Source organism: Vulcanisaeta distributa JCM 11216 (assembly GCF_001315985.1).
GTDB lineage: Archaea > Thermoproteota > Thermoprotei > Thermoproteales > Thermocladiaceae > Vulcanisaeta > Vulcanisaeta distributa_E.
Map to the genome: position 1 here is coordinate 194,157 of NZ_BBBI01000001.1, position 13,901 is coordinate 208,057.

Sequence of the window (13,901 nt, forward strand, 5' to 3'; positions counted from 1 at the left end):
TACGGGTCATGGGATAGTGGCCTACCCATTACCTGCCGAGTCAGGCGCCATAAGCACGCTGGCCTTCGCCGACGGTTACATAGCCATTCCCGAAACCGTGGAGTACCTGGACAGCGGCGATGATGTGGAGGTGACCCTATTCACTCATCAGTATATGCCGGCTAACCTATACATAATTGGTAGTCACGACCTTGGACTTGACGTGTTAATACCAATGCTGCCGGGCTTTGTTAGGGCTAGGGTGATCAATGTCGGTTCGATGGGTGGGCTATACGCGGTCAAGCGCGGTGAGGCTGATGTGGCCGGTCTGCACCTCGTTGATGAGGAGACTGGTCAGTACAATGTGCCGTACATGGTTAAGTACAGCGTTAATAATGCCGTTCTAATTAGGGGGGGTTATCTCAGGGAGCAGGGATTGATAGTGCCCAGGGGTAATCCCAAGAACATAAGGGGGGGTATTGAGGACCTGCTAAGAGGTGATGTGAGGATTGTTAATAGGAATAGGGGCGCTGGCACGAGATTTCTACTGGACCTGAAGTTAAAGGAGATAGCGGTTAGGATGGGTGTTAAGTTCGAGGAATTGGTGAGGAAGGTGAATGGTTATTACTATGAGGTTAAGACGCACACGGCAGTCGCGGCGGCCGTGGCTCAGGGCAAGGCTGATGCCGGCGTTGGTATTAGGGCGGCAGCGGCTATGTATGGTCTCGACTTCATACCACTTGGTTGGGAGAGTTATGACTTCGCAATACCCATTGATAGGCTTGAGAAGGATAGTGTTAAGGCATTCCTCAGCATGTTGAGAAGCAGTGAGTTTAGGGATTCCCTCAGTAAATTACCTGGTTATAGGGTTCCTAATGACATTGGTGAAGTTATTTGGAGGGGACGATAATTTTCAATTTAATACCATAATTATTACTTAATGGGTAGCCTATCTACGAAGTAAACCTTCCTAAGTTTCTTGTAAAACGCTACCCTGGAATTTACGAAATCAATCAATTCCTTGTCAGACACCTTACCCCTATATTCATCATGCAGCACTACGTAGGCCACGGGTAATTGACCAATGCTTGGGTCCTCGGCTTGCTCACCGGTTACGTAGGCCTCCTTGACGGCTGAGTGCCTCATTAATATTATTTCCAGGTCGCGCGGGAATATTGGGTAGCCCTTGTACTTAATCATCCTCTTCTTAACGCCCCCCTGAAGTAAAGTAAGCCCTTATCATCCATAACCATTAAGTCACCGGTCAATAACCAACCATTATGAAAGGCCCTCCTCGTGTCATCTGGGTCCGAGTAACCCTTCATAACCCAGGGAGCCCTTGCCGCCAACTCACCAACACTGCCCACACCCAATTGCCTCTGTTAAGCCGTAGAACTGCACAAGCGGCACACCAAACCTCTGGTAAAACCCTAACTGGGTCGCCGGCGGTAATGGCGCAGCTGCCGAGAGGGCTAGCCTCAATGACGATAATGCATTGGGGCTTAAGTCCTTATTGTTAAGTATTTGGTCAAACATTAAGGGCACACCTGCAAACACGGTTATTCCATACCTACGTATTAACTCAGGCGTGTCCTTGGCATCGAAGTGCCTGGCAATAACGGCCTTGGCCCCCCCCTCACGAAGGCCGACATGAGCTCGGTAAGGCCGAGTATGTGGGATAACTGGGCAACCACAAGCACAGAGTCCTTGGGGGGCTTAGTCCTATTGCCTCGCCAAATGCGTATGGCCCTGAGTATAGGCTAAAGTACGTATGCCAAACCTGCATTGTCCTACCTGCAATACCCGCATAGTAATAGATTAGTCCAACATCGTCAACCCTAACCTCAGCCGGCCTAAAACCTGTTATGGAACCACTGCCTAGTAGTTCCTGAAAGCTCAGTACGCCTTGTCTAGAGGTATCAACGCCTATGATCCTGTACTTAAATAAGACTGTGGCCTCCCTCTCAATTACCGGTCTATCAGCGATGATAACCTTAGGCGTTAAGTCACTTAGTTGGTAATCAAGGTCTTCTGATGTGGTTAATGGGTCTATGAGAACTGCCGATGCGCCAAGCATCCATACTGCAAATAATGAGATTACGGCCTCGATACTATTGTTCATAACTACGGCAACCTTATCCCCCCCATAACCAACATCAAGTCTGCCTAAGGAGTTGGCTAATTTGGCTGACGATTTATAAAGATCCTCATACGTTAATGATAGGCCATGTTCGTTGATTAGGAACGTATCGTGAGGGCGCACTTTCAAGTAATTGAGCAGCGCATCAACGGGGTTTTGGTATGGATAGCGTAGTTTCATAACCATAGACAATGCACCATAGAGGCTCTCATATTACTCGGTATTGACCAATAGGATGCCCGGTTAATGGATAATAACGAGACCGAGGTCAGGTACGTCATTGAATATCCGCCAGAGTCAATGCCCCATTTTGTGACTAGTCGTCTTATAAATGCCTTAATTACTGCCATAATTCAATAGGTAATACCCGAGCTTAAAAGCATTGTTTCTTTAAGGAAGCAGTCACTAATGTTGATAATTATTTTATGTTGATTGTGAAGCAGCCATTTTCAGTTAACTTAATATTCCAATAAGTATGAATTATATCAACTGGAAATCTCTGAAATCTATAATTAATATTACTATTTAATTCCGAATTACATTGTTATCTAGACAAACAAGTATTTAAACATAAATCAGGGCATTGTTGCTCAATGATAATTGACATTGCCCAATTAATCGTAAGACTTAGGGCTTATTGGGTGTCGATTAGAGGCCTTAAGGAGTTCATTGAGGATTACCCATTCGACGAGATCGCTCTTAAGGCTCTTAAGGGTCGCGGTGCAGTTTACCCATTTGGGGGGGAGGTGGCTACGTATGGATCGGCGCTGCTTGGTTCAGGGGGGTTTACGATAAGAGGGGGGGATTTCCAAGGGTTAAGACCCTGGATAACTCAATAATATTACTGCCACCGGCATTTACACCAAAAAGGCTTGAGAAGATGGCTGAGCTTCTTCGGGAGCCCACTTTCATGGACGTGAACCTAGAAGGCTCATTGGGTGGTTTTAAGGTTTCCATGCCCATAGTCGTCGGTTCAATGGGCTCCACGGCAATAGCCAGCAAGTTCGGCCTTGAAATAGCCAGGGCAGCGGCTAAGGCGGGCATTATCATGGGTATTGGGGAGAACGTGGCCACGGTTAGGGGCTACTCGAGGAGGTACACGAGGGGTCACCCAAGCTTTAAGGAGAGGTTGATGGCTTACTTAACTAATGTTGATAAGTATGGTGGGGTTATTATCCAGCAGAATGTGGAGGATGCGTATGATGAGCTTTGGAATAAGGTGTATAGTGACAGGGATGTGGAGCCGTACATCGAGGAGGGTCTCGTTGGTTTCGAGATTAAGATGGGGGGGCAGGGGGGGGCCAAGCCCGGCCTTGGTGGCGTGATTAAGATTCCGAGGGAGGAGGCAATTAGGCTTAAGGCAAAGTACCACTTTGAGGTTGATCCTGAGAAGGTTAAGGATAAGTTCATAACCAGGTACTCAGTGCCTGGTACATACACGGAGGACATACTCAGGGGTATGATTAGGTTCATGAAGACGGCATACCCAAGGGCGAGGATTTGGATCAAGCTCGGTCCCTACAGGGATGTGGATAGGGTCATTAGCATAGCCCATGAGGAGGGCGCCCACGCCGTGGTTATTGATGGAAAGGAGGGAGGTACTGGGATGGCGCTTCAGTGGCCATGAAGGACCTGGGCTACCCAACCATAGTGGCTCTTAAGAAGGTACGTGATGCCAGGAGGCTAGGTATAACGGACATATCCCTATTACTCGCCGGCAGGCTCTACAATGGTTCGCACGTGGTTAAGGCCATGGCCCTGGGGGGGCCAGCGGCGTTTACATGGCTAGGCCGTTCCTCATAGCGGCGATGGTTAAGGGCGAGAGGGGGGCGTTCTAAACTACATAGAGGCTGTTAAGGAGGAGATGCAGATGCTGGTATCTGCATTGGGTAAGTACGATATTAAGGAGGTTAGTACAGAGGATGTTGCGGCAATCGATAAGGACGTTGCGAGATGTTTGGTATACCGTATGTCTACTCACCCTCGTTTTAATACGGTCTAACTTAATAAGCTGGTTCTCTTTGGCGTATACCGTGAACCTAAGGGCACTTATTAGGCTTTCCAGGATTGAGCATGGAATACTAACAAGCCTAATCACCATTGCGTCATACGTAGTAGCCGGTGGTAGGAGCAGCGTGGCCATGGTGCTACTCTTCCTCTCATCATTACTTACGGAGGTATTTCTCTTCGCAACAAATGACATTTACAATATTGAGGAGGATAAGATCAATAGGCCGGACGCACCACTCGTACGTGGCGAGGTCACCATTAAGGAAGCCTGGGCATTATCACTATTATCCGTAACTATTGCAGTACTATTGAATGCGCTGGGTATTGCGCTCGGTCACCTAATGGTTTGGAGTATCGTCATACTAATCATGGCTATAGTACTTGGTTTTTCCTATAATTATGGGTTGAAGAGGGTCATTGTAGTGAATAATCTCCTTGTGGCGTTAACGTCATCACTAACATTCATATATGGATTATACGCAGCCACATCGACACCACCGACCCTCAACCTACCCTATCTGCTCCTCACGGTTTCCTTCCTGGCCACGATGGGTAGGGAGTTGGTTAAGGGCGCCATTGATGTTGCGGGTGATGTCAGGGCTGGTGTCAAGACTGTGGCCAATGTTCACGGGGGGGTCAGAACAGCATTGGTTCTGGCGGTAGTATTCACGTTAATCGCCGTTTTCATATCACCATTAATAATCATTTACGATACCAAGGAACCTTACGGATTAGTTTTATCGATAGGTGTGTTGATAACGGATGCCATGCTCACATACACATCAATAATGCTCCTGAGGAATAATAACTACATGCATAGGTTTAGGTTTTTGTCTCTTGGGGGGGCCATGGCCGTAACGATTGTGGCCTACCTAATACTTGCGTTACTATTGATGATTCACTAAATCCCAAGGACACTTCGGAGAATTGCCAGGTAATTTACCTCCTTAAACCTCATTTCCTTAAATGACGGTATCTCAATGAGCATGGGCTTCCTCATCTTCATCCTCATCTTATCGAAGTCCTCCCTAACCCTATCCACGAGGTTACTCGTTATCAATATCGCGCCAACACCCTCCTCAAGACTTAACTCACTAATCACTGATAGTATATTCTCGCTTTCACCAACTACCCTACCCTCAAACCCAAGTAGCCTGAAGGTATAGACCGTGTGTTCATCACCAAGTACTACTGCACGCACGCGTTACCAATCTACAAAGCATCTTTTAAAGTTAATTACATCATCACCAAGGCTCCCTCTTAAGCCCTAGGAGGTAGGCTATTGTGTTTGTGGCCAAGTGTATCGGCGGCGTTATCAATACGGCAATCACCACGTAAATCACCTTTAAGGCGCTTGGTTGAACGAGCCATAAAGCCAGCAATGCCGCCAGTAGGAAATCAAGTTGATCAAGCAATGGCGCCGGTGCCCCCACGGGGGGGCAAGCCAAGCCTCCTCTTAATGAACGCCCCGAGCAAGTCACCCAGTAAAGCCGCAATGCACATTACGAATACAGCCAATGAGTTTGGGAGTTCTGAGGCGATATTTACAGCCCTGGTTACCATGATGTACGTCAACTCACCAATTACGAAGCCGGCTATTAGACCCGTGATGAAGCCCTCGTATGTCTTCCCATCACCAAAAATCCTTCTCCCATCAATGAAATTCCTACCAAAATCTATGGGCGTCCTACGCCTAAACACCTTACTGGCAACTACGGGCGTTGCATTGGCGACGTACGGAGGCCAAATAATAAGTAACGTAATTATGAAGTCCCAGAGTAAGCTCACGTGTAATCACTCGAGACTATGCCTCTTGATTAAGTGCGTTATCGCGGAGTTCTTCGTTATGAATTCCTGACCGCACACGAGACAGTAGTAAACATCCATCCCATTACGCCTAACCGAAACTATCAAGTGCTCCTTAATGTGCCTAAGGAATGCCCCCCCCTCACCATTTAACTTAGCGCCGCATACGTCGCATGTTATTGTTTTACCGCCAACCCTGCCATGCCTGCGCATGTGGGTGACGAAGGAGTTTGCGTCAACCTCAGCACCACACTTTGGGCACTTCAGCCTGGGCCTTGGTACGGCCTTAGTTATTGCATCAACTACCTTATTAGCATCCTCACCCATGTAATCACATAGTGGGCATACCACGATCTTAGTCAATGCCTTGGCCACAGCGCTCATAGTCGTGAGAACCCTAACTAACTTACTTTTTAAGTTCTAACACTCAATCCAAGTAATGGGTAGGGTCGTAGGCCTTGCAATGCCCAGGTGGGACTTGGGTACGGTGGGTTACGTGGCTGGTTCACCCGTTGAAATCGATAAAGCATACTCGGAGCTGTTCCTGCGTTGTTACCCAACCACTGTGGATATGACTAGGGAAATGGATAGTAAGGTCTCCTGCATAATCAATGTAATTAGAAGGGGATTGCCAATAAATAGTGTTGTGTTTTTGCTTGATCCATACGGCATCGCCAATGATGTAGGTACTAAGCGCGGTATCAGGAGGGGCTCATTCTAGATGGTGTGTATTCATGGTTCATTAATTACCTAAGGAGTAATGGCTTTCTTAGTGATGAGGATATTGTGGAGCTTGACCAGGAATTATCAGTATTAATGCCTAGGATTAAGGCCAGGGTAGGTGGTTATGCCAGTATGATGGCCGGTGTCATAGCAACGATTTTGATGGTTAGGAGGGTTAGAATTAATGAACTACCTATTAGGATGGTTGATGTTCGCAACGACGCCATTAATTACGTAATGAGAGCTTTCCCAAGTCATTAATCAGCATTTCCGGCGGTCAATCATTTATCAGGCAAATGCCTCCTCATCACCGTATACTGGCATCATCAGTGATTTATAAGGCCTTTGTGACGTTAGGGTGATCCTTAAATACAGCCTTATTAATTACCTAAGCTATGGTAGGGGGGTACGCCGGTTAAGGAGAGCGACATTAAGAACTACCCGCATGAGGTGTGGACCAAGTCATTTCAATACAATGTAACCGCCGGCACTGCCTATTCAAAGTTTCTTGAGGGCTTAAAGAATGGTAAGATTTACGGCACGTACTGCAGCAAGTGTGGTCACGTGTTTGTACCACCCAAGATGTACTGCCCGTACTGCTTCAAGCCTGTGGATGGTTGGGTTGAGGTTAAGGATGAGGGCACAGTAATTACCGCTGTGGTTAGTTACATAAGTGGTACGAGGGAGCCGCTTAAGGAGCCCAGGGTTGTCGGTGTGATTAAGCTCGACGTGCCAGGTAAGGAATTCAGTGAGCATAGGTTCCCTGGCATAATGCATTACCTATGTGTTGACCCTGAGGATGTTAAGTCAATGAAGGTATTCGGCATGAGGGTTAGGGCCCGGTGGAAGCCGGTTAATCAAAGGGCGGGTTCTGTCCTTGATATTGAGTGCTTCGAGCCTGTGAGGTGATGGGCATGTCCTTTGAGAAAATAAATGTTAATAGGGATATTAGGCATTGGCTTCATACAATTGAGCAGGGTTATAGGTATACGGCCGGTCCAATAGGTACCAAGTTCCTTGAGGGCCTTAAGGCCGGTAAATTGCTCGCTGGTAAATGCCCTGTATGCGGTAAGTTGTTAATTCCTCCAAAGGCCTTTTGTCAGTACGATTTTGCCGAGATTAAGGAATTAGTGGAGATAGCGCCCGTGGGTATTGTCAGGACTTACACCGTGCTTTACGAGGACTCGTACGGAAATAAGTTGCCTAAGCCCGTGGTCATAGGCTTCATAGAGTTCCCAGGGGGGGTCACTGGCGGCCTTGTTCACTACATAATCAATGTTGAACCAGGTAACGTTAGGGTTGGGCTTAAGGTTAGGCCTGTGTTTAGGCCTGAGAATGAGAGGAGGGGGGGTTCCATAACGGATATCGCCGGTTTTGAGCCCGTCTAGGGCTAATGAATGACAAAAATCTTAAATAGGCATAGGGTTGTTGGTTTAATCGAATGAGTCAAGCGCAGAGGAGGATTCCCGTATATAAGAAGATACTCCAGGATAAGATTAAGGAGTGGATGGTTAAGGAATTCCTAAACTACAGACTGGCTAAGCAGGGCTACGTTGACTCTGACGTACTGAAGACCCCCCCGCTCGGCACAAGGATTATAATTTACGCTGAAAGGCCAAATAGGATAATTGGTAGGAAGGGCGTTATTGTCAAGGAATTGACGGAACTACTCAGTAGGAAGCTTGAGGTTGAGAACCCAATAATCGACGTGACACCCATACAGAACCCAGAGCTTAACCCCCCCAAGATCATCGCCAATAGGATTGCCTGGGCAATGACAAAGGGCGTTAAGTTCAGGAGGGCCGGTATGATAGCCATTAGGCAGATAATGGACGGTGGCGCAAAGGGTGCTGAGGTCACGATTAGTGGCAAGTTGACGAGTGAGAGGTCAAGGTTTGAGAAGTACGTTTATGGAGTTATTTACAAGAATGGTTATGACTCGAGGACCAAGGTTCAGAGGTTCGTTGGCCAGGTACTACTGAAGCCGGGCCTTTACGGTATTGAGGTTAGGATAACGCCACCAATTAGGTTTAGTGATGAGTTCCAGATAAAACCGCCGAGCAGGGAGGTAACTGCCGAGGCCCAGGCACAGCAGGTAAAGGGTGGTGAGGGTGGCGAGCAGGCAGAGACTTAATGCGAGGACTATTAGGAGCATGAAGCCTGAGGATAGGGCTAAGCTACTCAATGATTTAAGGAATGAACTGCTTAAGCTGCAGACGCAGAAGGAGCGTGGTACCCTGGAAAACCCTGGCAGGGTTAGGACCGTTAGGAGGGCCATCGCCAGAATACTAACCATAATGAATGAGGAGGCTAGGAGGTCGGTTAAGGCGGGTGAATGAGTAAGTCATTATTATTCAGGTTTATAGAGACCATCAACTGCAGGAATGAGTCCCTAAACGGCATTAGCGGTGTTGTTATTGATGAGACCACCAAGACTATTAAGGTATTGACATTGACGAATTCTATAAAGGTTATTATTAAGGAGGATTGCTGGTTTTATGTGAGCATTGGCAATTGCACGTACTTGGTTAATGGCCGTAAATTAATTCTTAAGGGAAGGAAAGGAAAATTTTTAAATTCGTAAAATAACCTTGCCACGTGTCTGAGCAGGAACTTACTGAGCGATTGATTAACGGTATTATTACACGACTCGAGAGCGAGATCAATGAGTGGAGTAATAATGCTAGGCTTAGGGCTGAGGCTGAGCTACTTGATGGTGTCAAGGCCATTATTAACAAGTACTCAAGTGCTCTTGAGAATATTGATAAGGAACTGAACATGGAGAGGGAATATAGGCTTTATGACGAGATGATGAAGGAGAAAAAGGAAAAACTTGAGATTCTTGAGGGTGCATACGATGAGGTTGTTAGGAGGATTAAGGATAGGATTAAGTCAATGAGAGGCACTAATGATTATAAGAGATTTCTTAAAAATTCAATATTATGGGCGGTATCAATAATAGGCTCGAGGGAATTAATGATAATGGTAAGCAAGGCTGATGAGGACGTCACTAGGGAGTTAATATCGGAGCTCGGCCTTAATGCCGTTGTAAATACGACGAATGAGGACATATTGGGTGCGGTTGTTTCTTCGATGGATGGGTCGGTCAGGGTCGACGCAACGCTCGACTCTAGGCTCGGGCTTATGGAGCATCAAATAAAGACCTTACTGGCGCGTCTAGCATTGTCAGGATGAGTCATTAATGATGTAGAATTAATTTTAAATACTATGAGTTTTAGCATTACCGTGTCATCGAGCAAGGGTAGGATTGTCTACATAAGTGGGCCTGTTGTTAAGGCCGAATTGCCTGGAGCATTACTCTATGAATTAGTCTTTGTTGGCGAGCTCGGCCTCTTCGGCGAGGTAGTTAGGATCCAAGGTGACATGGCCTTTATACAGGTCTATGAGGAGACTACGGGTCTGAAACCTGGCGAACCAGTTACTAGGACTGGGGAACCACTTAGTGCGTGGCTTGGTCCCGGCATACTAAATAGGGTTTATGATGGTGTTCAGAGACCACTGCCATTAATATTTGACCTAACGAAGAGACCCTTTGTTGCGAGGGGGGGTATTAATTATGAGAAGGCACCACCGCTGGATCTCAGTAAGAAGTGGAAGTGGATACCAAAGGTTAAGGTTGGTGATGAGGTTGAGGTCGGCGACATACTCGGCGTTGTCCCAGAAACACCGCTCGTTGAGCATAGGATCCTCTATCCACCGATATATAGGACTGGCGGCGTTGTTAAGTACGTAGCTCCCGAGGGTGAGTACACAATCGAAGACGTGATTGCAGAGGTGGAGACTAAGGAGGGCACGGTGAAGGTTAAGATGTGGCATAAGTGGCCCGTGAGGAGGCCAAGGCCATTCAGGGAAAAGCTGCCGCCAGTTGAGCCATTGATAACGGGTATTAGGACCGTAGATACCCTATTCCCAATAGCCATTGGTGGCGCGGCCGCGATTCCCGGGCCGTTCGGCAGTGGTAAGACCGTAACAATAAGGACGCTGGCAATGTATAGTGAGGCTAGGTTAGTGTTCCCAGTGCTCTGTGGTGAGCGTGGAAACGAGGCCGCGGATGCACTACAGGGTTTGCTCAAGCTCGTTGACCCGAATACGGGTAGGCCATTGATGGAGAGGACAACAATAATAGTGAACACCTCCAACATGCCAGTGGCGGCTAGGGAAGCGAGTATATACATGGGCGTCACCATCGCTGAGTACTTCAGGGACCAGGGCTATGACTCCTTCCTAATGGCTGACTCAACGAGTAGGTGGGCTGAGGCGATGAGGGAGGTCGCCCTGAGGATCGGCGAGATGCCCAGTGAGGAGGGGGGGTTCCCAGCGTATTTGCCAACCAGGTTGGCTGAGTTCTATGAGAGATCCGGTAGGGTTGTGACTCTTGGTAAGGGTAATAGGTTGGGTTCGGTTACGATAGCCGCCTCGGTCTCACCACCTGGCGGTGACTTCACTGAGCCCGTCACCAGCCACACACTTAGATTCGTAGGTGCCTTCTGGCCGTTGGATGCGAAACTTGCCTACTCAAGGCATTACCCAGCCATTAATTGGTTAATGGGCTTCAGTAGGTACGTCGATACGGTGGCTGAGTGGTACCAGAAGAATGTGGCGCCTGACTGGAGGGAGCTTAGGGACGAGGCCGTGAGGATACTGACCAGGGAGGCTGAGCTTCAGGAGGTCGTGAGGATACTCGGCACCGAGGCACTTAGTGAGCAGGAGAAGCACCTGTTAAATGCCGCATTCATAATTAGGGAGGGCTTCCTAAAGCAGGATGCTTATCACCCGGTTGATGTTAGGTCATTACCGCCAAAGCAGTACTGGCTTCTTAGGCTCATTATAACGTTCTATAGGAAGGGGCTTGAGGCAATTAACCGTGGAGTACCTGCCTCAGCACTTAGGGAGTTGGATACCGTTAAGAGGTTGCCTAGGCTTAGGATGGAGGTTAAGAATGAGGAGTATAAGAAGCTTATTGACTACGAGCAGGAATTGATAAATGCTATCGAGAACCTAGTCAAACAATACGAATCACAAAGGGTAACGACAACTGCGTAGGTAAAAATAATATTAAATATTGATGACCGTGTTTATTAACGACCTTATTACCTGGTAATTCTCGTTCCCACATAGTACAATTGCGTACTTATTGCATGAAATGCTATCTAATTTGCTTAATTCCATGGAGGCCTCTTGCGACAATTCATCGAGGTAGTTATTAAGCCTGAGTATTAGGAACCTATTCTGTGGGCACACGTATTTTAGGAATAACGCCGCATCAGAGCCATTCTTTATTGCAATATCCCTAAGCCTTACAATGGAATCCTCATTAATGCTACGGTTAATTACTGATGCGTAGCACCTCCTACACTCGCACTTAAATACCTGGGAGAACTTTGTAACCTCCTTTATCTCGTCAATACCGAGATCACGTAACAACCTAGTGAGTATCTCCTCACCCTTACCTGTTAATTCAGCCCACCCCCCCTCATGACCCTAATCGCGCCCTGACCCTTAAGCTCACTCAATACACGCCTTACAACGCCCTCGCCCATGCCCGAAATGGCGCTCAGTGAGTACCTACCCATTCTTCCATATTTCTTAAGTATTAGGAGAACCGTCAACTCCTCGGCGGTCATTTGCATTAGTTAATTACTGTGTAAGGTAAAAATAATTTTTCTTCACCAAGTTATGCTTATTAATACTAATAATAACTGTGCTTGGTGATCATTATTTGCCCAGCAAGGGCATGTATGTAAACTCGAGGGAGTTGCCAATAATGGTCTATAACACTGCTTCCAGGAATTTTGAGAAAATAACATTACTACGACCAGGCCTGGCCAGGATATACGTGTGTGGGTTAACGCCGTACGACTCAATGCATGTTGGTCATGCAAGGACGTTTGTGTTCTACGACATATTTAGGAGGTACCTGGAGTACCTGGGTGTTGAGGTTAGGTTTGTGACTAACTTTACGGACATTGACGACAAGATAATCAACAGGGCTAGGCAGGAGTTTGGGAACGACTTAGTCAATAGGTGGTATGAGGTACCCAGTAGGTACATTAAGGAGTTCTTTGACGCAATGGATAGGCTATACGTAAAGAGGGCGTATGCATACCCAAGGGTCACCGAGAACATAAACGACATGCTAAGGTGGATCCAGGAGTTAGTGAGTAAGAGCTTGGCCTATGTGAGCCCTGACGGTTCCGTGTACTTCGACATAACCAAGGTGCCTAAGTATGGCGAGTTTTCAGGACAGAAAATCGAGGAGTTAATAGCGGGCGCCAGGGTTGAGCCTGAGCCTGGTAAGAGGAACCCACTGGATTTCGCGCTTTGGAAGTCATGGAGCGAGGGTGAGCCCTGGTGGAATAGCCCATGGAGCCCAGGCAGGCCCGGCTGGCACCTGGAGTGCGTGGTCATGTCCAGTAAGTACCTTGGCGTGCCCTTCGACATACATGGCGGCGGGCAGGACCTAATATTCCCGCACCACGAGAATGAGATCGCCATTGCCAGGGTTTACTTCGGCATTGATTACTTCGCTAGATACTGGATACACGTTGGTCTAGTGATGATTAGAGGCCAGAAGATGAGTAAGTCCCTCGGTAATATCATACCTATTATGGACGTATTGAGGAAACACGACGGTGAGGTACTGAGGCTTTACTACGCCATGACCCAGTACAGGAAGCCGATGGACTTCGACCCAGACGCCTTGGACCAGGTCAGGAATTCATTAATGAGTGTATACGCGGCCTATGACATGCTCACTGAGGCCATAAATGAGGCCCCCCCCGACGTGGGCGACAGGGACGCTGAATTACTAGGTAGGGTTAATGGCTTCGTTAATTCCTTCGAGGAATCCATGAACAACGACATAAACACCAGCGGCGCCGTTGCGGCGCTCATGGACTTCGCCAGGTACGTTACGTCCACAGTAATCTACAACACACAGCACTTCTCAAAGAATGCCCTAACCAATGCATTAACAGCCTTCAGTGATTTAGCAAACATTCTCGGCGTATTAAACAGGACAAGGCTACCACCATCACTCATCTCATTAATAGATACTTTGATAAGGGTCAGGGCTCAATTAAGGGCTAAGAAAATGTTTGATATAGCCGATGAGATCAGGAACGAACTTGGAAGGCTCGGAGTCGTGATAAGCGATGTCGGTAATAAGACGTATTGGTACATCGATAGGGATAGGCTATCTTATTTTTAAGTTGTGATGCCT

At 47.5% G+C, this 13,901-nt stretch carries 22 protein-coding genes and 2 pseudogenes; 16 read left to right on the plus strand and 8 right to left on the minus strand.

Going from position 1 to position 13,901, the window contains the following annotated elements; all coding sequences use genetic code 11:
• The first annotated feature begins 16 nt into the window (after window positions 1-16).
• Window positions 17-889 carry a substrate-binding domain-containing protein gene (locus JCM11216_RS14740; protein ID WP_243674712.1) on the plus strand — a complete coding sequence of 291 codons (873 nt, stop codon included), beginning with the start codon at window positions 17-19 and terminating at the stop codon, window positions 887-889.
• A 23-nt stretch (window positions 890-912) separates the two neighbouring features.
• Here JCM11216_RS14740 and JCM11216_RS14745 read toward each other — a convergent pair whose 3' ends face one another.
• The 3 genes and pseudogenes from JCM11216_RS14745 to JCM11216_RS14755 form a co-directional block, all read right to left on the minus strand.
• On the minus strand, window positions 913-1,179 hold the full coding sequence (locus JCM11216_RS14745) for a hypothetical protein (protein WP_243674713.1): 267 nt from the start codon (window positions 1,177-1,179) through the stop codon (window positions 913-915).
• Window positions 1,176-1,557 (minus strand): annotated as a pseudogene (locus JCM11216_RS14750) (AMP-binding protein). The gene JCM11216_RS14745 and the pseudogene JCM11216_RS14750 overlap by 4 nt, the downstream one beginning before the upstream one ends.
• A 58-nt stretch (window positions 1,558-1,615) precedes the next feature.
• Window positions 1,616-2,242 (minus strand): class I adenylate-forming enzyme family protein, encoded by a 627-nt coding sequence (locus JCM11216_RS14755; RefSeq protein WP_243674834.1) that lies wholly within the window; start codon window positions 2,240-2,242, stop codon window positions 1,616-1,618.
• Window positions 2,243-2,712: 470 nt separating this feature from the next.
• Between JCM11216_RS14755 and JCM11216_RS14760 the strand changes: the two genes are divergently transcribed.
• From JCM11216_RS14760 to JCM11216_RS01145, 5 genes are all read left to right on the plus strand, one after another.
• Complete coding sequence (locus JCM11216_RS14760) at window positions 2,713-2,958, plus strand: hypothetical protein (RefSeq protein ID WP_243674714.1); 246 nt, start codon at window positions 2,713-2,715, stop codon at window positions 2,956-2,958.
• Window positions 2,959-3,035: 77 nt separating this feature from the next.
• Window positions 3,036-3,746, plus strand: coding sequence for a glutamate synthase-related protein (locus JCM11216_RS14765; protein WP_243674715.1), 711 nt, complete (start codon window positions 3,036-3,038; stop codon window positions 3,744-3,746).
• Complete coding sequence (locus JCM11216_RS14770) at window positions 3,737-3,922, plus strand: hypothetical protein (RefSeq protein WP_243674716.1); 186 nt, start codon at window positions 3,737-3,739, stop codon at window positions 3,920-3,922. The genes JCM11216_RS14765 and JCM11216_RS14770 overlap by 10 nt, the downstream gene beginning before the upstream one ends.
• Window positions 3,923-3,983: 61 nt before the next feature.
• Window positions 3,984-4,121, plus strand: a complete 138-nt coding sequence (locus JCM11216_RS14775; RefSeq protein ID WP_243674717.1) for a hypothetical protein — start codon at window positions 3,984-3,986, stop codon at window positions 4,119-4,121.
• A 31-nt stretch (window positions 4,122-4,152) separates the two neighbouring features.
• Entirely contained in the window at window positions 4,153-5,034 is an 882-nt protein-coding gene (locus JCM11216_RS01145; protein WP_054853036.1) for a geranylgeranylglycerol-phosphate geranylgeranyltransferase, read from the plus strand.
• Here JCM11216_RS01145 and JCM11216_RS01150 read toward each other — a convergent pair.
• From JCM11216_RS01150 to JCM11216_RS01160, 3 genes and pseudogenes are all read right to left on the minus strand, one after another.
• Complete coding sequence (locus JCM11216_RS01150; RefSeq protein ID WP_054853037.1) at window positions 5,031-5,330, minus strand: V-type ATP synthase subunit F; 300 nt, start codon at window positions 5,328-5,330, stop codon at window positions 5,031-5,033. The genes JCM11216_RS01145 and JCM11216_RS01150 overlap by 4 nt on opposite strands.
• Before the next feature lie 43 nt (window positions 5,331-5,373).
• Window positions 5,374-5,917: pseudogene (locus JCM11216_RS01155) on the minus strand (CDP-2,3-bis-(O-geranylgeranyl)-sn-glycerol synthase).
• Window positions 5,918-5,923: 6 nt separating this feature from the next.
• Window positions 5,924-6,319, minus strand: a complete 396-nt coding sequence (locus JCM11216_RS01160; RefSeq protein ID WP_054853038.1) for a hypothetical protein — start codon at window positions 6,317-6,319, stop codon at window positions 5,924-5,926.
• 55 nt (window positions 6,320-6,374) lie between these two features.
• On the opposite strand from JCM11216_RS01160, the gene JCM11216_RS01165 reads away from it, so the two are divergent.
• The 9 genes from JCM11216_RS01165 (at window position 6,375) to JCM11216_RS01205 (ending at window position 11,722) form a co-directional block, all read left to right on the plus strand.
• Window positions 6,375-6,656: a hypothetical protein gene (locus tag JCM11216_RS01165; protein ID WP_054853039.1), complete on the plus strand. Its 282-nt coding sequence runs from the start codon at window positions 6,375-6,377 to the stop codon at window positions 6,654-6,656.
• Window positions 6,657-6,661: 5 nt separating this feature from the next.
• On the plus strand, window positions 6,662-6,919 hold the full coding sequence (locus tag JCM11216_RS01170) for a hypothetical protein (protein ID WP_054853040.1): 258 nt from the start codon (window positions 6,662-6,664) through the stop codon (window positions 6,917-6,919).
• A gap of 189 nt (window positions 6,920-7,108) precedes the next feature.
• On the plus strand, window positions 7,109-7,567 hold the full coding sequence (locus JCM11216_RS01175) for a Zn-ribbon domain-containing OB-fold protein (RefSeq protein WP_243674718.1): 459 nt from the start codon (window positions 7,109-7,111) through the stop codon (window positions 7,565-7,567).
• 5 nt (window positions 7,568-7,572) lie between these two features.
• Complete coding sequence (locus JCM11216_RS01180) at window positions 7,573-8,046, plus strand: Zn-ribbon domain-containing OB-fold protein (protein WP_054853136.1); 474 nt, start codon at window positions 7,573-7,575, stop codon at window positions 8,044-8,046.
• Between the two features lie 53 nt (window positions 8,047-8,099).
• Window positions 8,100-8,792 (plus strand): 30S ribosomal protein S3, encoded by a 693-nt coding sequence (locus JCM11216_RS01185; RefSeq protein WP_054853042.1) that lies wholly within the window; start codon window positions 8,100-8,102, stop codon window positions 8,790-8,792.
• Window positions 8,793-8,811: 19 nt separating this feature from the next.
• Complete coding sequence (rpmC, locus tag JCM11216_RS01190) at window positions 8,812-8,997, plus strand: 50S ribosomal protein L29 (RefSeq protein ID WP_243666175.1); 186 nt, start codon at window positions 8,812-8,814, stop codon at window positions 8,995-8,997.
• The gene (locus JCM11216_RS01195) at window positions 8,994-9,242 is read left to right on the plus strand and encodes a ribonuclease P protein subunit (RefSeq protein WP_054853043.1); all 249 of its coding nucleotides are present in this window, start codon (window positions 8,994-8,996) and stop codon (window positions 9,240-9,242) included. Before rpmC ends, JCM11216_RS01195 begins: the two co-directional genes overlap by 4 nt.
• 14 nt (window positions 9,243-9,256) lie before the next feature.
• On the plus strand, window positions 9,257-9,853 hold the full coding sequence (locus JCM11216_RS01200) for a V-type ATP synthase subunit E (protein WP_054853044.1): 597 nt from the start codon (window positions 9,257-9,259) through the stop codon (window positions 9,851-9,853).
• A gap of 33 nt (window positions 9,854-9,886) precedes the next feature.
• Entirely contained in the window at window positions 9,887-11,722 is a 1,836-nt protein-coding gene (locus tag JCM11216_RS01205; RefSeq protein WP_054853045.1) for a V-type ATP synthase subunit A, read from the plus strand.
• A gap of 12 nt (window positions 11,723-11,734) precedes the next feature.
• On the opposite strand, the gene JCM11216_RS14780 is transcribed toward JCM11216_RS01205, so the two are convergent.
• Both JCM11216_RS14780 and JCM11216_RS14785 read right to left on the minus strand, forming a co-directional pair.
• Entirely contained in the window at window positions 11,735-12,103 is a 369-nt protein-coding gene (locus JCM11216_RS14780) for a hypothetical protein (RefSeq protein ID WP_243674719.1), read from the minus strand.
• Window positions 12,104-12,132: 29 nt separating this feature from the next.
• The gene (locus tag JCM11216_RS14785) at window positions 12,133-12,309 is read right to left on the minus strand and encodes a hypothetical protein (protein WP_243674720.1); all 177 of its coding nucleotides are present in this window, start codon (window positions 12,307-12,309) and stop codon (window positions 12,133-12,135) included.
• Between the two features lie 104 nt (window positions 12,310-12,413).
• Between JCM11216_RS14785 and cysS the strand changes: the two genes are divergently transcribed.
• On the plus strand, window positions 12,414-13,889 hold the full coding sequence (gene cysS, locus JCM11216_RS01215; protein ID WP_054853138.1) for a cysteine--tRNA ligase: 1,476 nt from the start codon (window positions 12,414-12,416) through the stop codon (window positions 13,887-13,889).
• Window positions 13,890-13,901: the final 12 nt, after the last annotated feature.